The following is a 19286-nucleotide window of genomic DNA, read 5'->3' on the forward strand; positions in this document are numbered from 1 at the left end:
GACCATTCTGGTAGTCGAAGACGACGACATCGTACGTATGTTGATTGTCGACGTGCTGGAAGAGCTGGAATACCAGGTACTGGAAGCGGACGGCTGCGAACAGGCCTTGGCGTATCTGCGTAACGATGCGCAGCCCATCGCCCTGATGATGACCGATGTCGGCTTGCCGGTGATGGACGGTCGCGAGCTGGCCAAGCAGGCCCGATCGGCTCGGCCTCAGCTACCCATTCTGTTTGCCAGCGGTTACGCCGAAAGCATCGATGTGCCGGAAGGCATGGCGGTGATTGGCAAGCCTTTTTCCATCGATCAGTTGCGCGACAAGGTCAACGGCATTCTTTCTTGAGCCTGACGCAATTGTTGGTCACTATCGGCGCCCCGCGCTGATAGCGCCCACGTCGATTCGTTCCAAGGAAGCACCCGCTCATGCGTCAACCCACCGCCACCAAGGTCCTGGTTATCGGCTATGTCTGGCCCGAGCCGCGTTCATCGGCTGCCAGCGGGCACGTCATGCAGATCCTCGAAGCCTTCCTTGGGCAAGGCTGGGACATCACCTTCAGCAGTCCCGCGGGCCCTGGCGAGAACCGTGCCGACCTGATCGCGCTGGGGATCGGCGAAGTGCCGATCGAGCTCAACAGCAGCAGTTTCGATACATTCATCGCTGAACTGGCCCCGGATATCGTGTTGTTCGACCAGTTCATGATGGAAGAACAGTTCGGCTGGCGGGTCGAGAAACACTGCCCCGGCGCCCTTCGGGTGCTGGAGACGTCCGATTTGCAAAGCCTGCGCCACGCCCGGCATCAGCGGCTCAAGGATCGGTTGAAGAAGGATGACGTTTCCCAGGATTTCAGCGATCTGTTTGCGCAGGACCTGCCTCAAGCGTTCGAGTTGATGGCCGGCACCGACCTGGCCAAGCGGGAAATCGCCGCCCTGTACCGGTGCGACCTGAGCCTGATGGTGTCCGAAGTCGAGATCGAGTTGCTGGTAGAGCACTTCAAACTGCCCCGCAACCTCTTGCATTGGTGCCCACTGATGCTGGACCTGCCGAGCGAAGCACGCGTGCCGTTCGAAGACCGGGCGCATTTCCTCAGCATCGGCAATTTCCGCCACGCGCCGAACTGGGACGCCGTGCTCTGGATGAAAAACGCCATTTGGCCATTGATCCGCCAACAGCTGCCTGATGCGCAACTGCACCTGTATGGCGCCTACACCCCGCCCAAGGCTGCGGCGCTGCACAACGCGGCCCAAGGGTTTCACATCATGAACTGGGCCGAAGACGCGCTGCAGGTCATGTCGGCGGCACGTGTCTGTCTGGCGCCGTTGCGTTTCGGTGCCGGCATCAAGGGCAAGCTGATCGATGCCATGCTGTGCGGCACGCCCAATGTCACCACACCCATCGGCGCAGAAGCCATGCACGGGGAAATGCCCTGGCCCGGAGCGATTGCCCAAAGCGCCGAAGATATCGCCCACGCCGCCGTGCAGTTGTACCGCGAGCAGAGCCTTTGGACCCGCGCCCGGGATCACGGCCTGGCGCTGCTGGCGGACCGTTACCGCCGACAGGTCCACGCCCAGGCGCTGATTGATTGCCTCGAAGCCTGTCGCGCCGACCTTGAGCAACGGCGCCGGGATAACTTCACCGGCAGCATGTTGCGTCATCACCAGCACAAGAGCACTCAATACATGTCCCAGTGGATTGAGGAGAAGAACCGCAACAGTCAGGCGGGAAGCGTTACGGGGTAGCACCCGTGCGGCGAAGGGGGCATTATCCAGCGGCAATAACAATAAAAGCGCCAGGCCATGACCCGAACTGCAAGAGTCACCGACCCTTCCTATGAGCTGATGGACGACCATAACGGGCTGTCCATCATCTATCGCCAGCACGGTTTCCCGTGCCCGCTGGTGCGCTGGCATTTCCATAAGGAATACGAGTTGCACCTGATCGTCGCCAGCTCCGGCAAGGTATTCATCGGTGACTATATCGGCAACTTTTACCCGCAATCGCTGTTTCTCACCGGCCCCAACCTGCCCCACAACTGGATCAGCCAGGTCGCCGAGGACGAAGTGGTGCCCAAGCGTGACATGCTGGTGAATTTTACCGACGAGCTGTTCGAGAGCGGCCATCAGGTGTTTGCCGAGCTCAAGACCGTCGCGCCGTTGCTGGAGCGCGCCCAGTACGGCATCGAATTTCGCTGCAAGCGCACTATCCGCCAGGCCATGATCCTGATGCAGCGCATCGCCGATTCCCAAGGCATGAGTCGCCTGGGGCATTTTTTCATCCTGATGGAGCTGCTGGCCGCAACCGATGACTATCAGTTGCTTTCCGGGGCCACTGCGGCGCAACCGGCGGATGAGCACAGCGTTGACCGTACCAACCGCGCGGTGGATTACATCTTTGCCCATTACGCACGGGAACTGTCCCTGGAAGAAGTGGCCGACCATCTGGGCATGAAACCGACGTACTTCAGCCGCGTCTTCAAACAAGCCACCGGCCGCTGTTTCATCGAGTTCGTCAATCGCCTGCGTATCAGCAAGTCCTGCGAGTTGTTGGCCGACGGCGACAAACCGGTGACGGACGTGTGTTTTGAATCGGGCTTCAACAACATATCCAACTTCAACCGGCGCTTTCAGCAGCTCAAGGGCATGACCCCTTCCCATTACCGGCGGCTGGCGGTGCAGCGGTTGACCGAACAGAACCAGGGCTGACAATCCCGGATTATCCCTGTGGCGGGATTTATGTGGGAGCAAAGCTTGCTCGCGATGCAGGCGCCTCGGTTCTCCGGAAGACCGCGTCATCCTCATCGCGGGCAAGCCTTGCTCCCACACAGCGGGGATAAATCCCCTCGCCACAGCTAACCCCTTCTGAGACCAAATCCCATCCAGTGCAAAAAAGTATCAGCGCAAGTGCGACGGATGATTTGTCTCGCCGGCGATAGAGGGCTGTAATCAGCGCACATTCTTCCCTTCATCCGGAAGACACAAAAACAATAACTGTCCTTCCGCAGCCCTTGGGCGCGGAAAAGGAGTGCGCGATGAAACCTTCGGTAAAAGCTCTGCTTGTCTCCACCTGCATGACCCTCAGCAGCGTCAGTTTCGGCGCACAGACCCTCACCATTGCCACCGTCAACAACAGCGACATGATCCGCATGCAAAAGCTCTCGAAGACCTTCGAGGCTGAGCACCCGGACATCAAGCTCAATTGGGTGGTGCTCGAAGAAAACGTCCTGCGCCAGCGCTTGACCACCGACATCGCCACCCAGGGCGGGCAGTTCGACGTGCTGACCATCGGCATGTACGAAGCCGCACTCTGGGGGGCCAAGGGTTGGCTGGAGCCGATGAAGGATTTGCCGGCCAGTTATGCCCTGGATGATATTTTTCCGTCCGTGCGTGAAGGCCTATCGGTCAAGGGCACGCTCTACGCCCTGCCGTTCTATGCCGAAAGCTCGATCACCTACTACCGCACCGACCTGTTCAAGGACGCCGGGCTGACCATGCCCGAACACCCGACCTGGACCCAGATCGGTGAGTTCGCGGAAAAACTCACTGACAAGACCAAGGAGCAATATGGCCTGTGTCTGCGAGGCAAGGCTGGTTGGGGCGAAAACATGGCGCTGATCACGACCCTGGCCAACGGTTTTGGCGCGCGCTGGTTCGATGAGAAGTGGCAGCCGCAGTTCAATGGCCCCGAGTGGAAGAATGCCCTGAACTTCTACGTCGACAACATGAAGAAATCCGGCCCGCCGGGCGCTTCCAGCAACGGTTTCAACGAGAACCTGGCGCTGTTCAACAGCGGCAAATGTGCGATCTGGGTCGATGCCAGCGTCGCCGGTTCGTTCGTCACCGATAAGACCCAAAGCAAGGTGGCCGATCACGTCGGATTCACCTTCGCCCCCCATGAAACGACTGACAAAGGCACCTCGTGGATGTACTCCTGGTCGCTGGCCATCCCCGCCAGTTCCAAAGCCAAGGAAGCGGCCAAGGTCTTTACCATGTGGGCGACGTCCAAGGAATACAGCCAATTGGTCGCCAAGACCGATGGCGTTGCCAACGTACCGCCAGGCACACGTACCTCGACCTATAGCGACGACTACATGAAGGCCGCGCCGTTTGCCAAGGTGACCCTGGAGTCGTTGAAAGTCGCTGACCCGAAAGCCCCCACTCTCAAGCCTGTGCCCTATATCGGTATCCAGTTGGTGACCATTCCTGAGTTCCAGGCCATCGGCACCCAGGTCGGCAAGTTCTTTTCGGGCGCGTTGACCGGCCAGCAGACCGTGGACCAGGCGTTGACCGCAGCGCAGTCCACTACGGAACGCGAGATGAAACGCGCTGGGTATCCCAAGTAGTCAACTCATTGAGGCCCGCTCCCGGTTCCTGTGGGAGCGAGCTTGCTCGCGATGAGGGCCTCCCAGCCACTATCACGGGCGACTGACACGACGCTATCGCGAGCAAGCTCGCTCCCACAGTGGATCTTCATAGGCCCGCAAAAATCGGTTCAATGCCATGAATAGTTCAACGACAACCGCCAAAGCACACAGCGAGATTGCCCCACCGGTTCGCAAAAACCGCTTGGCCAATCCAGGCTGGTTTCTGGTCAGCCCCTCGGTGGGGTTGCTGCTGCTGTGGATGATCGTGCCACTGGGCATGACCGTCTACTTCTCGCTGATCCGCTACAACCTGCTTTACCCCGGCGAGAACGAATTTGTCGGGCTGGAGAATTTCACTTACTTCCTGACCGATTCGGGCTTCGTACCCGGTGCCACCAATACCCTGCTGCTGGTGGGCAGCGTGTTGCTGATCAGCATCGTGTTCGGGGTGTTGATCAGTGCGCTGCTGGAGGCCAGCGAGTTTTTCGGCCGGGGCATCGTGCGGGTATTGCTGATTTCACCGTTCTTCATCATGCCCACGGTGGGCGCGCTGATCTGGAAGAACCTGATTTTCCACCCGGTCTCGGGAATTCTCGCCTCGGTGTGGAAACTGTTCGGCGCGCAGCCGGTGGACTGGCTGGCCCATTACCCGCTGCTGTCGATCATCATCATTGTGTCCTGGCAATGGTTGCCCTTCGCGATCCTGATCCTGATGACGGCCATGCAGTCCCTCGATCAGGAACAGAAAGAAGCCGCCCGCCTGGATGGCGCGGGGCCCATCGCGATTTTCTGGCATCTGACCCTGCCCCATCTGGCGCGCCCGATTGCGGTGGTGCTGATGATTGAAACCATTTTCCTGCTGTCGGTGTTCGCCGAGATTTTCACCACCACCAACGGCGGCCCCGGCTATGCCTCGACCAACCTCGCCTACCTGATCTACAACCAGGCGCTGGTGCAGTTCGACGTCGGCATGGCTTCGGCCGGCGGCTTGATTGCCGTGGTGATTGCCAATATCGCCGCCATCATCCTGGTCCGGATGATCGGCAAAAACCTCACCGACAAGAACTGAGGCCGCAGCCATGACACTTCAACAATCCCGTCGCCTGCAAAGCCTGCTGCTGGGTACGCTGGCCTGGGCCATCGCGATCCTGATCTTCTTCCCGATCTTCTGGATGGTGCTGACCAGCTTCAAGACCGAAATCGACGCGTTCGCCACGCCGCCGCAGTTCATCTTCACGCCGACGCTGGAGAACTACCTGCACATCAACGAGCGCAGCAACTACTTCAGCTTCGCCTGGAACTCGGTGGTGATTTCCTTCAGCGCCACCGCCCTTTGCCTGCTGATTGCGGTGCCGGCGGCCTACTCCATGGCGTTCTATGAAACCCAGCGCACCAAGGGCACGTTGCTGTGGATGCTCTCCACCAAAATGTTGCCACCGGTGGGCGTGCTGATGCCGATCTACCTGCTGGCCAAGAGCTTTGGCCTGCTGGACACGCGGACTGCGTTGATCATCATCTACACGCTGATCAACCTGCCGATCGTGGTCTGGATGATTTACACCTACTTCAAGGACATTCCCCGCGACATCCTTGAAGCCGCGCGTCTGGATGGCGCCACGCTGTGGCAGGAAATGGTTCGCGTCCTGTTGCCCATCGCCAAGGGTGGCCTGGCCTCCACCGTACTGCTGTCGCTGATCCTGTGCTGGAACGAGGCGTTCTGGTCGCTGAACCTCACCTCGTCCAAAGCCGCTCCGCTGACGGCCCTGATCGCGTCCTACTCCAGCCCCGAAGGCTTGTTCTGGGCCAAGTTGTCGGCCGTCTCGACCCTGGCCTGCGCACCGATCCTGATTTTTGGCTGGATCAGCCAGAAACAGCTGGTACGCGGTTTGTCCTTCGGCGCCGTGAAATAACGCGCCCTACACCATTATCAGAAGTGGAGGCCCACCATCATGGCCAACCTGAAAATCAAGAATCTGCAAAAAGGCTTCGAAGGTTTCTCCATCATCAAGGGCATCGACCTTGAGGTGAACGACCGTGAGTTCGTGGTCTTCGTCGGCCCGTCGGGTTGTGGCAAGTCCACGCTGCTGCGGTTGATCGCCGGCCTGGAAGAAGTCAGCGACGGCACCATCGAACTGGACGGCCGGGACATCACCGAAGTCAGTCCGGCCAAGCGCGACCTGGCGATGGTGTTCCAGACCTACGCGCTGTACCCGCACATGAGTGTGCGCAAGAACATGTCCTTCGCCCTGGACCTGGCCGGCGTGCCCAAGGCCGAGGTCGAGAAAAAGGTCAACGAAGCGGCGCGCATCCTCGAATTGGGGCCGATGCTTGAGCGCAAACCTAAACAGTTGTCCGGCGGCCAGCGCCAGCGTGTGGCGATTGGCCGGGCCATCGTGCGCAACCCGAAGATTTTCCTGTTCGACGAGCCGCTGTCCAACCTCGACGCCGCCCTGCGCGTGCAGATGCGCCTGGAGCTGGCGCGCCTGCACAAGGAGCTGCAGGCAACGATGATCTACGTCACCCACGATCAGGTCGAAGCCATGACCCTGGCCGACAAGGTGGTGGTGCTCAACAGCGGGCGCGTCGAACAGATCGGCTCGCCGCTGGAGCTGTATCACCAGCCGGCCAACCTGTTTGTCGCCGGATTCCTCGGTACGCCAAAAATGGGCTTTCTCAAAGGAAAAGTCACACGGCTGGATAACCAGGGTTGTGAGGTCCTGCTGGACGCCGGCACCCGGATCAGCCTGCCCATGAGTGGGGCCAGCCTGAGCGTCGGCGGCGCGGTGACCCTGGGGATTCGCCCGGAGCATTTGAACCTCGCACAACCGGGCGATTGCACGCTGCAAGTCACCGCCGATGTCAGCGAACGTCTGGGCAGCGACACCTTCTGTCACGTCGTCACCGCCTCCGGTGAAGCCTTGACCATGCGCGTGCGCGGCGACCTGGCGAGCCGTTTCGGTGAGCAACTGAACCTGCACCTGGATGCTGAACACTGCCACTTATTCGATGCCGAGGGCGTGGCGGTCACCCGTGCGCTGCGCATCGCCGCCTGATTACCGAGATTTGTGATGAAACTCAATCGACAGAACCTGCACAACCTCAGCCCTGAGGTCGCCCTGCCCGCTTATTCCTTGAGCGAGATCAGCCAGGGCATCGCCCACATCGGCGTCGGCGGCTTCCACCGCGCGCACCAGGCTTACTACACTGATGCGCTGATGAACACCGGCACCGACCTGGACTGGGCCATCTGCGGCGTGGGCTTGCGGGCCGAAGATCGCCGCGCCCGGGATGACCTGGCCAGCCAGGACTACCTGTTTACCCTGTACGAGCTGGGCGACACCGACGACACCGAAATCCGGGTGATCGGAGCCATCAATGACATGCTGCTGGCCGAAGACGGCGCCCAGGCCCTGATCGACAAACTGGCCGACCCGCAAATCCGCATCGTCTCGCTGACCATCACCGAGGGCGGCTATTGCATCGACGACAGTAACGGCGAGTTCATGGCCCACCTGCCGCAGATCCAGCACGATCTGGCCCATCCTGACGAGCCGAAAACCGTCTTCGGTTTCCTCTGTGCCGCCCTGGCCAGGCGCCGGGCCGCCGGCACCCCGGCGTTCACCCTGATGTCCTGCGATAACCTGCCGCACAACGGTGCCGTGACCCGCAAGGCGCTGCTGGCATTCGCCGCGTTGCGCGACGCCGAGCTGGGCCAATGGATCGATCGCCACGTGAGCTTCCCCAACGCCATGGTTGACCGCATCACGCCCATGACCAGCGTCGCCCACCGGCTGCAACTGCATGACGAGCATGGGGTCGACGATGCCTGGCCGGTGGTCTGCGAGCCTTTCGTGCAGTGGGTCCTGGAAGACAAATTCGTCAACGGTCGCCCGGCCTGGGAAAAGGTCGGCGTGCAGTTCACCGATGACGTCTCGCCCTATGAAGAAATGAAAATCAAGTTGCTCAACGGCAGTCACCTGGCGCTGACCTACCTGGGTTTTCTCAAGGGTTATCGCTTCGTCCACGAAACCATGAACGACCCGCTGTTCGTGCGTTACATGCGTGCCTACATGGACCTGGACGTGACCCCGCAACTGGCACCCGTGCCAGGGATCGACCTGACCGACTACAAGAACACGCTGGTGGAGCGTTTTTCCAACCAGGCAATTGCCGACCAGTTGGAGCGGGTGTGTTCGGACGGCTCGTCGAAGTTTCCCAAATTCACCGTGCCGACGATCAACCGCTTGATTGCCGACGGCGGCCAAACCCGTCGCGCGGCGCTGGTGGTGGCGGCCTGGGCCGTGTACCTGAAGGGCGTGGATGAGAACGGCGTGACGTATTCGATCCCGGACCCGCGGGCGGCGTTCTGCCAGGCGCTGGTGGCCGACGATGCGTTGGTGACCCAGCGCCTGCTGGAGGTCGAAGAGATTTTCGGTACGGCCATTCCCCACTCGCCCGAGTTCGTGGCAGCCTTCGAGTGGTGCTGCAACAGCTTGCGCGAACACGGGGTCACGCGGACGCTTGAGCGGGTGTTGGCCAACAGGGACTAAACTGCCCACGCAATCCGCTTCTGTGGCGAGGGAGCTTGCTCCCGCTGGGCTGCGCAGCAGCCCCTTGGATCGGCCTGAGACACCCAGTTGTCAGGTTGATGGGGCTGCTTCGCGCCCCAGCGGGAGCAAGCTCCCTCGCCACGGGGGTTTTGTGTTTACCGGCCGATGACTTCTTGCAGATATCGATCTGACTCACCCAAGGATTTTTATGGCAAACCAACAACTGTTCCTGGGCATCGACTGCGGCACCCAAGGCACCAAGGCACTGATCCTGGATACGCTCAGCGGCCAGGTGCTCGGCCAGGGTGCCGCTGCCCACAGCATGATCAGCGGGGCCAACGGTCGCCGTGAACAAGACACCCAACAATGGCTCGATGCATTCACCCAGGCGACTCACCAAGCCCTGGCCGCCGCCGGGGTCGATGGCCAGGCGATCCTCGGCATCGGCGTGTCCGGCCAGCAACACGGCTTGGTGCTGCTTGACGACCAGGGCCAGGTCTTGCGCCCGGCCAAGCTGTGGTGCGACACCGAGACGACGCCGGAAAACGATCGGCTTTTGGCCTACCTGGGGGGTGAAGACGGCAGCCTCGCACGCCTCGGCGTGGTGATCGCGCCGGGCTACACGGTTTCCAAACTGCTCTGGACGCGGGAGCAGCATCCCCAGGTTTTCGAACGTATCGCCAGCGTCCTGCTGCCCCACGACTTTCTCAATCACTGGCTCACCGGCCGCCATTGCAGCGAATACGGCGACGCCTCGGGCACCGGCTATTTCAACGTACGCACCCGTCAATGGGACGCGCGTTTGCTGGAGCACATCGATCCCAGCGGCCGGCTGCAATCGGCTTTGCCGGAGCTGATCGAGGCCCATCAGCCGGTCGGGCGGATCCTGCCGGCCGTTGCCGCGCACCTGGGCATCAATCCTGACGCGCTGGTGGCCAGCGGAGGTGGCGACAACATGATGGGCGCTATCGGCACCGGCAACATCCAGCCAGGCGTGATCACCATGAGCCTGGGCTCCTCCGGCACGGTCTACGCCTATGCCGCAGAACCTGCGGTCAGTCCGCAGCCGTCGGTGGCAACCTTCTGCTCATCCAGCGGCGGCTGGCTGCCGCTGATCTGCACCATGAACCTGACCAACGCCACCGGAGCCATGCGCGAGTTGCTGGAGCTGGACATCGACGCCTTCAACGCCTTGGTGGCAAGGGCTCCGATAGGCGCCGAAGGTGTGTGCATGCTGCCGTTTCTCAACGGCGAGCGAGTTCCCGCCCTGCCCCATGCCACCGGCAGCCTTTTCGGGCTGACCACCACCAACCTGACCCAGGCCAATCTGTGTCGGGCGGTGGTCGAAGGCACCACCTTCGGTTTGCGCTATGGCCTGGACCTGCTGCGCGCCAACGGGCTCGAGGCCCAGAGCATCCGCTTGATCGGCGGTGGTTCGAAAAGCCCGGTGTGGCGGCAGATCGTCGCCGACATCATGGATACCACGGTCATTTGCACTGAACAGAGCGAAGCGGCCGCCCTGGGTGCGGCGATTCAGGCGGCGTGGTGCCATTCAGGCTCACAGCAAAGCCTGGCCGATCTGTGCGAGCGCTGTGTCAAGCTCGACCCAGCCAGCGAAACCCGGCCCATTACCGAGCAGGTCGCAGCATCGCAAAAAGCTTATGCCAACTATCAAGAACGTATCGCAACCCTTTGAGATAAAAGAACTATGTATTTGGTATGTGGTGAAGCACTGTTTGATTTTTTCAGCGAAAACGAGATGGGCGGTCCGGCGTCGCAGGTCAACTTCAAAGCCATCGCCGGCGGCTCGCCGTTCAACGTGGCAGTCGGGTTGCGACGCCTGGGCGTGGAATCGGCACTGCTTGGCGGGCTGTCCACGGACTACCTGGGCCGACGCTTGCATCAGGTCCTGGCTGCCGAAGGTGTCAGCACCGAGTACGCACTGGACTTCGACGCGCCTACGACCCTGGCAATGGTGGCGGTCGGTGCCAACGGTTCGCCCCACTATAGCTTTCGCGGTGAAGGATGCGCGGACCGGCAACTGGGCCTGGACCACCTACCGGTGCTCGGTGAGCACGTACGGGGGCTGCATGTCGGCTCTTTCTCTCTTGTGGTGCAGCCGATTGCCGACACCCTACTGGCCTTGGTGCGACGCGAGAGCGGTAAACGCCTGGTCAGCCTGGATCCGAACGTGCGACTCAACCCGCAACCGGACACCGAACTGTGGCGCTCGCGAATCGCAACGCTGGTCGAATATGCCGATTTGATCAAAGTCAGCGACGAAGACCTGAGTCTTCTTTATCCCGACCAACCGCCACAGACCATCATCGAGCGTTGGATGGAGCACCGTTGCCAATTGGTGTTCCTTACCCGTGGCAGTCAAGGCGCGACGGTATTCAGCCGCCAGCACGGTTCCTGGTCAATGCCGGCATGTTCGGTGCAGATCGCCGATACCGTGGGCGCAGGGGACACCTTCCAGGCGGCGTTGATTACCTGGCTGACCGAGCACCAACTGGATTCGGTGGAAGGCCTGCATACCCTGACCCGGGAGCAGGTGAGCGAGATGCTTGCTTTTGCCATGCGCGCTGCTGCGCTGACGTGCGGCCGGACCGGGCCGGATCTGCCTTACCGGCAACAATTGGATTGAGCTGTTTGGGAAAAAGCACGGCACCGGGTTCGGACAATGACCGAACCCGGACGTGATTCCTGGGAAGACAAGGCCGTGATCAGCGCCCGGTCATGCGGTGTTGCTGATGGAAGTGATTACCGGTGTGGTGATTTTGGTCGAGTTCGGAGCGCAACTCGGCGATCAGGTCGTTGATTGCCCGGCAGCCATTGAGTTTATTGGCATCGATATCAGTTTTGATCAATGCCACACGATCGGTTTCATGATCGTCATAGATCTTGATTGTCATCGACAAATCAGGTGACAACGTGCATTGCGAGCGCTTGGGCAGCAAGCTGCTTTCAATGATGTTTCGCATTTCGAGGGCAGATAAAAACATGGCGACTCTCTCCTGTTGAGGCGGCCAATTTATGTTCACGACGGCGGTATTTTCGTCCGTTCTTCCCTGCGGACTGGGACTACGAATGCCGTGCCGTTCGTTCGTTCTTGGCGTTTTCTAATTAATGAGCCCGTGCAGCGACTCCCTAATCATCCCGCAAAAAATATGCCTGCTTTAAAGAAAATCCCGATTGATCCAAATCAACTACTTAGCGTCCAGGACTGTGAGAGCGCGCGTGCAAATTGCAAGGAAGCGGGATTTTCCTCATGCAAACTGCAATCGCCAGTGATCCTGTCGCAAGCTAGATTAGACCCTATTGCGCAGGGGTGAGTGGGCACCCGTCGGCTGCTTCGAAAAAAGTGTGACGTCGCGTAAAAAACGTCAAATGACTTCGGCGCCAGCCCGCTCTGCCACATGGCGCAGGCTATCGAAGTTGATATTCGCGCCGGAATCGATTGCCACCAGTGTTTGGCCTCGCGCGCCGGTCTGGGCGACGTACTGCTTGATGCCGGCGACCGCCAAGGCGCCCGAGGGCTCGGTTATCGACCGGGTATCGTCATAGATGTCTCGGATGGCTGCGCACAATTGGTCGTCAGTGACGGTGATCACGTCATCAACGCAGAAACGGCAGATGTCGAAGCCGTAGGCCCCTATTTGTGCGACAGCCACGCCATCGGCAAAGGTTCCCACGCTCGCCAGACTGACCCGTTCACCGACTGCCAGCGCCGCCTGGAGACAGGCGGAATGTTGTGACTCCACCCCGACAATGCGAACCTCCGGGCGCAGGTACTTGACGTAGGCCGCGACCCCGGCAATCAGCCCCCCGCCACCGACCGGGACAAAAATCGCGTCCAGGCTGCCTGGGTGTTGACGCAGGATTTCCATGGCGACGGTGCCCTGCCCGGCGATCACGTCCGGATCATCGAAGGGCGAAACGAACTCTCGTCCGGTCTGTCGGGCCAGCTCCAGTGCGTATTCCAAGGCAAAGGGAAAGCTCTCCCCGTGCAGCACTGCTTCGGCGCCCCGGTTGCGCACGCCCAGCACCTTGAGCTGCGGTGTGGTGAGTGGCATGACGATGCTGGCCGATATGCCCAGCTCCCGCGCGGCCAGCGCCACGCCCTGGGCATGATTGCCCGCTGAAGCGGTGATGACACCGCGAGCCCGTTGCTCGGCGGTCAGTTGCACCAGTTTGTTGTAGGCGCCACGGATCTTGAAAGAAAAAGTCGGCTGCAGGTCTTCACGCTTGAGAAGGATCCGGTTGCCCAAGGCTTCGGACAGTCCGGTGGCCGCTTGCAACGGCGTGCGTACGGCCAGTTCGTACACCGGCGCGGCCAGGATCTTCTTGACGTAATGTTCTAGCAGGGCTTGCTCGGGGCGGGTGGTAGGCATGGCGGTCTCCTGGTTTGGACAAAACTCCGGAGACAGAAAGAAAAAACCCGCCTCGGAGGCGGGTTGGGTGCAGTCGTCAGCTAGCCCGCCAAATAAGGAATGGCGGTAATAATGCTTGGCTGGCTACGCAATACGGTGCTGGTCATGCCTGGAAATTAGCCTGCCGCTGGCTGGCAAGTCAATGGGCACTGTTGCGAATCACTTGAGCCCGACTTTATAGAGCGCCCCATCGTCATCATCTGTCAGTACGTACAGGAAACCATCCGGCCCCTGGCGCACGTCGCGGATGCGCTCGCCAAGCTCACCCAGCAGGCGTTCTTCGTGCACGACCTTGTCACCCTCCAGTTCCAGGCGGATCAGATTCCGGGACACCAGCGCACCGATGAACACGCTGTGTTGCCAGGCCTTGAAGCGGTCACTGTCATAGAACGCCATGCCGCTCAGCCCGGGTGACACTTCCCATACATGAAAAGGGCCAAGCGTGCCTTCGGCGGTCTTGCCGCCGGCTTCCGGGATCGGCGCCCCAGAGTAGTTGATGCCGTGAGTCGCCAGCGGCCAGCCGTAATTCTTGCTGCGTTCGATGATATTCAGCTCATCGCCGCCCCTGGGGCCGTGCTCGTTCTCCCACAACGTACCGTTCCAGGGATTGAGCGCCGCCCCTTGGGGGTTGCGAACGCCGTAGGACCAGATCTCGGGGCGTACGTTTGCCTGACCGACAAACGGGTTATCGTCCGGCACCTTGCCGTCGGGGTAGATGCGCACGATCTTGCCCTGGAGCTTATCCAGGTCCTGGGCCGTGGGCCGCTCGTTGTTTTCCCCCAGGGTGATGAACAGATAGCCGTCCCGGTCGAACACCAGGCGCGACCCAAAGTGGTTCCCGGTGGAAAGCTTGGGCTGCTGGCGGAAAATCACATTGAAATTCTTCAGGCTCTGCAGGTCTTCGGACAATTGCCCACGGCCCACGGCGGTGCCTGCCTTGCCGTCATCGCCGGCCTCGGCGTAAGACAGGTAGACCGTACGGTCCTGCTTGAAGTCCGGCGACAGCACGACGTCCAGCAAACCGCCCTGGCCTCTGGCCCAGACCTCAGGTACGCCGTTCAATGGTGCCGAGAGCTGGCCATCCGGGCTGACCCGACGCAGGTTGCCCGCTCGCTCTGTCACCAACATGCCCTGTTGATCAGGCAGGAAAGCCACGGACCAGGGATGTTCGAGCCCCTTGACCACGGTGGTCACCTCCACCGTGCCCTCCTCGCTCTTGAGTTGCCGGGTTTGCGCGGCAGACGCCGGCGTGGCGAGAGTCAGTACAGCGCTGGCGCAGAATGCGGCCAGGAGTGTTTTACGCAACATGCACACTTCCTTCTGTGGTGTGAATAAAGACTGCCAGGGCTCGGTACTCAGCGAATGTCGTTTGAGGTGTCCCTCGGCGGTGGATTGGGCTTGATGGTAGGCCGTGGCGAGCCGGCAGGCTGACCGGAACGGGGATACCCGTTGCCGATACCGCCATTTTCCAGCGTGGGTCGCCGGGGAACGGGAACGGTCGGGTTGTTATGGATCATCGGCACGTTCGGCCGGGTGCCCTGCATGCTGTTGGGATTGGCCCGGCGGATCGGGCTGTTATAGGGATTGTTGTTACCTGGCAGGTTCTGGGCCAGGACCATGGCCCCGCGGTCGGGCGTTGCCGAGTGGGCGGCGGTGGTCAGCAACAGCGTCATGAGAGTGAGTAGCAGCCTGTTCATCGGAGCACCTCTTGGATTCAGGCATATCGAAAGCACGCTACGCCGCCGGTTCGCCGTTGTTAAGGGAAATGTCCGTCCGAAGATGTAACCAAGCGTCTCGAAGGCAATGCGGGGCGGGTCAACCGGCGCTCCATGGAAACTTTTGCGAACGCCGCAAGGTCACCTGAATGACTCATTCATCGGCAAGGAAACCCCTCCATGGCACGGGCAATCTGGAAAGGCGCAATCAGCTTCGGACTGGTCCACATTCCTGTGGCGCTGGTGTCGGCCACGTCCTCCCAGGGGGTGGATTTCGACTGGCTGGACAAGCGCAGCATGGACCCGGTTGGCTATAAGCGAGTGAACAAGGTCACCGGCAAGGAGGTGACCAAGGAAAATATCGTCAAGGGTGTGCAATACCAGAAAGGCCAGTACGTTCTGCTCAGCGAAGAAGAGATTCGCTCCGCCCACCCCAAGTCCACCCAGACCATCGATATTTTTTCTTTCGTCGACAGCGACAAAATTCCCCTGCAAAACATCGACACGCCCTACTTCCTGGCGCCAGACAAACGCGGCGGCAAGGTCTACGCCCTGCTGCGCGAAACCCTGATCAAGACCAACAAGGTGGCGCTGGCCCATGTCGTGCTGCATACCCGCCAGCATCTGGCAGCGCTGATGCCGCTGGAGTCTGCGCTGGTGCTGGTGATGCTGCGCTGGCCCGCCGAAGTGCGCGAACTCGACATCCTGGAACTGGGCGATGAAGTCATCAAGCCAACCCTGGCCAAGGGGGAGCTGGAAATGGCCAAGCGGCTGGTGCAGGACATGAGCGCCGATTGGGAACCGCAAGAGTATCGGGACAGCTTCGAAGACAAGATCATGGAACTGGTGGAGAAAAAGGCCAAAGAAGGCCGTCTGGAGGCGGTGGAAACCGATCCGGGTGAAGAGCAACGCAAGAGCGCCGATGTCATCGACCTTACCGAACTGCTCAAGCGCAGCCTGGGCGGTAAGGGCAAGGCGCCAGAAAAGCCTGCCGGAAAAACCGCTGCAAAGCCCGCAAAGACCAGCAAGTCCGCTCCCGCGAAAAAAGCCACCAAGGCCTCCCGGGGCTAATCCCCGGGCGCCAGCAATACAAGGGAATCCGTCATGGCCAAGGCCGAGAGTGAATACGCCCGTTTGTCCGGTGCCGAGCCGGAGCAGAAGCACAGCCGCAAGCGCACCCGGCAGAGCCAGACCGGTAGCAGTGCCCTTCCCGAGCGCTTGTTGCCGCAACGCGCCACCCCCGTTGAGCAGCCCCCGGCCGGTGAATGGCGTTATGAAGTCCAGTTCGATGGCTATCGCCTGATGGCCCGCATTGAAGCGGGTCAAGTGCGATTGCTCAGCCGCAATCAACAGGACTGGACCGACCGACTGCAATTGCACGCCGATGCGTTGTCTGAGCTGAATCTGGGTGACAGCTGGCTCGACGGCGGCCTCGTTTCGCTCGATGACGACGGCCACTCTGACTTTGCGGCCCTGCGACAGTCGTTCGAGATCGGCCGCACGGTAGACCTGGTGTACGTCCTGTTTGATGCGCCTTTTCTAAATGGCGTCGACCTGCGCCAGGCGCCGGTTGAAAAACGCCGGGCAGCCCTCAAGAAGGCGCTGAAGAACAATGCCAGCAAGCGCCTGCGCTTCTCCGAGTCGTTTTCCGCCAACCAGCACGACATTTTTGAAAGTGCCAACGCCCTCGCACTCGATGGCGTGATCGGCAAACGCCTGGGCAGCCCCTATGTGTCGCGCCGCAGCGCCGACTGGATCAAACTCAAGTGCCGTCTGCGCCAGCCGTTCGTGATCGTCGGCTTCACCCGCCCCAAAGGTCGGCGCAATGGTTTCGGTGCACTGTTGCTGGCGGTCAACGGGCCCAAGGGATTGATGTATGCCGGCCGTGTCGGCACAGGGTTCGCACAAGCCCGGCTCAAACAACTGCACGAGCAACTCTGTAGCCTGGAGCGGGACGATTCGCCACTGGTCGCACCGGTCAGCAGCGCGCAAAGCCGCGGCGTGCATTGGGTAGAGCCAACCGAGGTCTGTGAAGTCGAGTTCGCTGATTGGACCCGCGACGGCCTGGTGCGCCAGGCGGTGTTCCTGGATCTACAGAACGACATACCGGCAAGCAAGGTTGTGCGTCAGCAGCCAGTTCCGATAAAACCCCTGCCCGCCAAAACCACGCCTCGCGGCAAAGCCCGTAGCGTACAGGTCTCAGGGCTGGAGATTTCCCACCCTGAGCGCGTCATCGACAGTGTCAGCGGCGTGCAGAAAGTCGAACTGGCGCAGTACTACGAGGACATCGCTCCCTGGATTCTGCCGCACCTGAAGCAGCGCCCGGTTGCCCTGCTCAGGGCGCCAGAGGGAATCGGCGAAGAGCAGTTCTTTCAGAAACACGCCGATCGCCTGGACATTCCCCACATCAAACAGCTGGATCCGCGACTGGATCCCGGGCATGCCGCGCTGATGGAAATCGACAGTGTGCAGTCGCTGGTCAGCGCGGCCCAAATGGGCACGGTGGAGTTGCACACATGGGCCGCCACGCATGATCGGATCGAGACGCCGGACCTGTTCGTTCTTGATCTGGACCCCGACCCGTCGCTGCCCTGGAGCGCGATGATCGAGGCGACTCGCCTGACCCTCTCGGTGCTCGACGAACTGGGTTTGCAGGCCTTCCTCAAGACCAGCGGAGGCAAAGGCATGCATGTCATCGTGCCGCTGGCGCGCAGTGAAGGCTGGGACATTACCAAGGCTTTCGCCAAGGCCATCTCCCTGTTCATGACCCGGCAGATGCCGCAGCGGATCACCGCGACCATGGGGCCGAAGAATCGTGTCGGGAAGATATTTGTCGACTACCTGCGTAACGCCCGGGGCGCCAGCACCGTCAGCGCCTATTCCGTGCGCGCTCGGCCAGGTCTGCCGGTATCCGTGCCGATTGCCCGGGCCGAGCTTGACGGTCTGCGTAACGCCCAGCAGTGGGACATCTATACGGCCCTAGAACGGGCCAGAAACCTGGGCGCCGATCCTTGGGAGGGGTACAACCATCGCCAGCGAATCACGGCCAGGATGTGGGAGCAACTGGATGCGCAAAAACCTGGGGAATGACGCAGGTACGGAGAGTCACCCGCTCATATCCAGATGAAGACCGCCAGCAGACCGCCGAAGAACGCCCACTTCTGCAAGTAATACAGCTTGCGGTTGCGCTTCTTCAGCGCCTTGCCTTGCAGGCGAATCCTGTAAAGCCTGGAAAACGCCCGGTTCAGGCCGCCGGTTTTGTCTCCGGCGTCATTGGGCGCTCCGGCGGCCGCCATCACGGTGCGGCTGAACCAGCGGTTGAAGGCACCGGCCCAGCGAAATCTCATGGGGCGTTCCACGTCGCAAAACAGAATGATGCGATTGTGTGGCGTGGTGTTCTGGGCGTAATGGATGAATGTCTCGTCGAATATCACCGCCTCGCCATCACGCCAATGGTAATGCTCACCATCGACATTGATGTAGCAGCCGGCATCGTTGGGCGTTTCCAGACCCAGGTGATACCGGTAGGACCCGGCATACGGGTCGCGATGACGAACCAGCTTGGAGCCCGGTGGCAGTTCGGCGAACATCGCCGCCTTGATTGAACCGATGCTCTGCACCAGTTCAGTGGTGCGCGGACACAGCTTCATGGCCGAGGGATGACTGTCGGCGTACCACTTCAGGTAGAAACGCTTCCAGCCGGTCTTGAAGAACGAATTGAAGCCCACATCGTCGTACTGGTTGGAACGCTTGATCTCCCCCGCTCGCAGCAAATTCAGGCCTTCGGCACGGATCTCCTGCCAATGGGCCTGCAACGGGCTCAGGTCGGGAAACTGCGCCGGGTTCAGGAAAGGCTTGTTGGGCAGTTTCGAGCATAGGTAAAGCAGGCAGTTGATCGGCGCAAGGAAGGACGAGTGGTCGCTCAACTGGCGTCCGAGCTTGTGCCGAACGCGCCCGCGCAGGTGCACATAACCGATAGAGAGAAGATAGATCGCGGCAATGATGAGTTTCACAGTATCCGCACACATCAAAAGTGGACAGGCTGCCACTTCCCGCACAGCCGAACAGCGTGGGGAATGGCGTAAGTGAGACGGCAATTTAGCCACAACTCGTAACCAAAGGTTATCCCTGCGTTGTGAAAAACTGTCTTGCCTGGGTTACACCCTATCGTTAACGCGGCCAGATCAGTACAATTGCCGCCAAACATTACGCGCCCCCTTTTTGGCCGAT

General features: G+C 60.7%; 17 protein-coding genes. 12 read left to right on the forward strand and 5 right to left on the reverse strand.

Annotated elements, in window-relative coordinates:
* Positions 1-37: 37 nt before the first annotated feature.
* The 10 genes from GKKCFE_RS11780 (at position 38) to GKKCFE_RS11825 (ending at position 11555) form a co-directional block, all read left to right on the forward strand.
* Positions 38-343, forward strand: coding sequence for a response regulator (locus GKKCFE_RS11780; protein ID WP_370695194.1), 306 nt, complete (start codon positions 38-40; stop codon positions 341-343).
* An 80-nt stretch (positions 344-423) separates the two neighbouring features.
* Entirely contained in the window at positions 424-1737 is a 1314-nt protein-coding gene (locus GKKCFE_RS11785) for a glycosyltransferase (protein WP_445577887.1), read from the forward strand.
* A gap of 57 nt (positions 1738-1794) precedes the next feature.
* Positions 1795-2700 (forward strand): AraC family transcriptional regulator, encoded by a 906-nt coding sequence (locus GKKCFE_RS11790; RefSeq protein ID WP_047229108.1) that lies wholly within the window; start codon positions 1795-1797, stop codon positions 2698-2700.
* A gap of 326 nt (positions 2701-3026) precedes the next feature.
* On the forward strand, positions 3027-4337 hold the full coding sequence (locus GKKCFE_RS11795; RefSeq protein WP_047229109.1) for an ABC transporter substrate-binding protein: 1311 nt from the start codon (positions 3027-3029) through the stop codon (positions 4335-4337).
* 157 nt (positions 4338-4494) lie between these two features.
* Positions 4495-5427: a carbohydrate ABC transporter permease gene (locus GKKCFE_RS11800; protein ID WP_139050046.1), complete on the forward strand. Its 933-nt coding sequence runs from the start codon at positions 4495-4497 to the stop codon at positions 5425-5427.
* Between the two features lie 10 nt (positions 5428-5437).
* Positions 5438-6268 carry a carbohydrate ABC transporter permease gene (locus GKKCFE_RS11805; RefSeq protein ID WP_047229111.1) on the forward strand — a complete coding sequence of 277 codons (831 nt, stop codon included), beginning with the start codon at positions 5438-5440 and terminating at the stop codon, positions 6266-6268.
* A 39-nt stretch (positions 6269-6307) separates the two neighbouring features.
* Positions 6308-7411 carry an ABC transporter ATP-binding protein gene (locus GKKCFE_RS11810; RefSeq protein WP_173406939.1) on the forward strand — a complete coding sequence of 368 codons (1104 nt, stop codon included), beginning with the start codon at positions 6308-6310 and terminating at the stop codon, positions 7409-7411.
* Between the two features lie 15 nt (positions 7412-7426).
* Positions 7427-8908 carry a mannitol dehydrogenase family protein gene (locus GKKCFE_RS11815; RefSeq protein WP_445577888.1) on the forward strand — a complete coding sequence of 494 codons (1482 nt, stop codon included), beginning with the start codon at positions 7427-7429 and terminating at the stop codon, positions 8906-8908.
* A 208-nt stretch (positions 8909-9116) separates the two neighbouring features.
* Entirely contained in the window at positions 9117-10604 is a 1488-nt protein-coding gene (gene xylB / locus GKKCFE_RS11820) for a xylulokinase (protein WP_188250842.1), read from the forward strand.
* 12 nt (positions 10605-10616) lie between these two features.
* Entirely contained in the window at positions 10617-11555 is a 939-nt protein-coding gene (locus tag GKKCFE_RS11825; protein ID WP_445577889.1) for a carbohydrate kinase family protein, read from the forward strand.
* 79 nt (positions 11556-11634) lie between these two features.
* On the opposite strand, the gene GKKCFE_RS11830 is transcribed toward GKKCFE_RS11825, so the two are convergent.
* From GKKCFE_RS11830 to GKKCFE_RS11845, 4 genes are all read right to left on the reverse strand, one after another.
* The gene (locus tag GKKCFE_RS11830; RefSeq protein ID WP_047229116.1) at positions 11635-11913 is read right to left on the reverse strand and encodes a DUF1652 domain-containing protein; all 279 of its coding nucleotides are present in this window, start codon (positions 11911-11913) and stop codon (positions 11635-11637) included.
* A gap of 381 nt (positions 11914-12294) precedes the next feature.
* Complete coding sequence (gene ilvA / locus GKKCFE_RS11835; protein WP_080962918.1) at positions 12295-13302, reverse strand: threonine ammonia-lyase, biosynthetic; 1008 nt, start codon at positions 13300-13302, stop codon at positions 12295-12297.
* Between the two features lie 198 nt (positions 13303-13500).
* The gene (locus GKKCFE_RS11840) at positions 13501-14649 is read right to left on the reverse strand and encodes a PQQ-dependent sugar dehydrogenase (protein WP_107322458.1); all 1149 of its coding nucleotides are present in this window, start codon (positions 14647-14649) and stop codon (positions 13501-13503) included.
* A 47-nt stretch (positions 14650-14696) separates the two neighbouring features.
* Positions 14697-15038, reverse strand: coding sequence for a hypothetical protein (locus tag GKKCFE_RS11845; protein WP_160892361.1), 342 nt, complete (start codon positions 15036-15038; stop codon positions 14697-14699).
* 198 nt (positions 15039-15236) lie between these two features.
* Here GKKCFE_RS11845 and ku point away from each other — a divergent pair, with 198 nt between their 5' ends.
* The gene (gene ku / locus GKKCFE_RS11850) at positions 15237-16127 is read left to right on the forward strand and encodes a non-homologous end joining protein Ku (RefSeq protein ID WP_076384587.1); all 891 of its coding nucleotides are present in this window, start codon (positions 15237-15239) and stop codon (positions 16125-16127) included.
* Between the two features lie 33 nt (positions 16128-16160).
* The gene (gene ligD / locus GKKCFE_RS11855; RefSeq protein WP_445577890.1) at positions 16161-18146 is read left to right on the forward strand and encodes a DNA ligase D; all 1986 of its coding nucleotides are present in this window, start codon (positions 16161-16163) and stop codon (positions 18144-18146) included.
* Positions 18147-18169: 23 nt separating this feature from the next.
* Here ligD and lpxO read toward each other — a convergent pair whose 3' ends face one another.
* On the reverse strand, positions 18170-19069 hold the full coding sequence (gene lpxO / locus GKKCFE_RS11860) for a lipid A hydroxylase LpxO (RefSeq protein WP_445577891.1): 900 nt from the start codon (positions 19067-19069) through the stop codon (positions 18170-18172).
* Between the last annotated feature and the right edge of the window lie 217 nt (positions 19070-19286).

It is taken from the genome of Pseudomonas sp. E141 (assembly GCF_052659885.1).

Coding starts and splice junctions, on each gene's coding strand:
- GKKCFE_RS11780 (WP_370695194.1), top strand. CDS start 38: ATGTTGATTGTCGACGTGCTGGAAGAGCTGGAATACCAGGTACTGGAA.
- GKKCFE_RS11785 (WP_445577887.1), top strand. CDS start 424: ATGCGTCAACCCACCGCCACCAAGGTCCTGGTTATCGGCTATGTCTGG.
- GKKCFE_RS11790 (WP_047229108.1), top strand. CDS start 1,795: ATGACCCGAACTGCAAGAGTCACCGACCCTTCCTATGAGCTGATGGAC.
- GKKCFE_RS11795 (WP_047229109.1), top strand. CDS start 3,027: ATGAAACCTTCGGTAAAAGCTCTGCTTGTCTCCACCTGCATGACCCTC.
- GKKCFE_RS11800 (WP_139050046.1), top strand. CDS start 4,495: ATGAATAGTTCAACGACAACCGCCAAAGCACACAGCGAGATTGCCCCA.
- GKKCFE_RS11805 (WP_047229111.1), top strand. CDS start 5,438: ATGACACTTCAACAATCCCGTCGCCTGCAAAGCCTGCTGCTGGGTACG.
- GKKCFE_RS11810 (WP_173406939.1), top strand. CDS start 6,308: ATGGCCAACCTGAAAATCAAGAATCTGCAAAAAGGCTTCGAAGGTTTC.
- GKKCFE_RS11815 (WP_445577888.1), top strand. CDS start 7,427: ATGAAACTCAATCGACAGAACCTGCACAACCTCAGCCCTGAGGTCGCC.
- xylB (WP_188250842.1), top strand. CDS start 9,117: ATGGCAAACCAACAACTGTTCCTGGGCATCGACTGCGGCACCCAAGGC.
- GKKCFE_RS11825 (WP_445577889.1), top strand. CDS start 10,617: ATGTATTTGGTATGTGGTGAAGCACTGTTTGATTTTTTCAGCGAAAAC.
- GKKCFE_RS11830 (WP_047229116.1), bottom strand. CDS start 11,913: ATGTTTTTATCTGCCCTCGAAATGCGAAACATCATTGAAAGCAGCTTG.
- ilvA (WP_080962918.1), bottom strand. CDS start 13,302: ATGCCTACCACCCGCCCCGAGCAAGCCCTGCTAGAACATTACGTCAAG.
- GKKCFE_RS11840 (WP_107322458.1), bottom strand. CDS start 14,649: ATGTTGCGTAAAACACTCCTGGCCGCATTCTGCGCCAGCGCTGTACTG.
- GKKCFE_RS11845 (WP_160892361.1), bottom strand. CDS start 15,038: ATGAACAGGCTGCTACTCACTCTCATGACGCTGTTGCTGACCACCGCC.
- ku (WP_076384587.1), top strand. CDS start 15,237: ATGGCACGGGCAATCTGGAAAGGCGCAATCAGCTTCGGACTGGTCCAC.
- ligD (WP_445577890.1), top strand. CDS start 16,161: ATGGCCAAGGCCGAGAGTGAATACGCCCGTTTGTCCGGTGCCGAGCCG.